This is a genomic window from Pseudomonas sp. UM16, from assembly GCF_050312595.1.
Lineage (GTDB): Bacteria > Pseudomonadota > Gammaproteobacteria > Pseudomonadales > Pseudomonadaceae > Aquipseudomonas.
This window is the reverse complement of record NZ_JBNPJT010000116.1, coordinates 1-201: the sequence shown is the minus strand read 5'-3', so window position 1 is coordinate 201 and position 201 is coordinate 1. Positions and strand designations below refer to the sequence as shown.

At 42.8% G+C, this 201-nt stretch carries 1 pseudogene; it reads left to right on the top strand.

Features of this window, described 5'->3' with window-relative positions:
• A pseudogene (locus tag ACQRAX_RS25820) lies at positions 1-198 on the top strand (hypothetical protein); the annotation flags it as partial.
• Positions 199-201 lie beyond the last annotated feature (3 nt).

Below are 201 nucleotides of genomic sequence, written 5' to 3'. Positions count from 1 at the left end.
ATTGCTACCAATCGAGAAGTCGTTGATTTGAAGTACAGCGTCATCCTAGAGGGGGATGACTTTGTAACTAATTGGAGCCTAAATATTTTTTGCAAGCGAAAGCAAAAGGAAAAAGTGGCGGAACTTATCAGGCCTTTTTTGTCCCCGGGTGTGCCTTTTATTAAGGCGAAAGTTAACGTGCCGCTCAGTACAGATTAATGG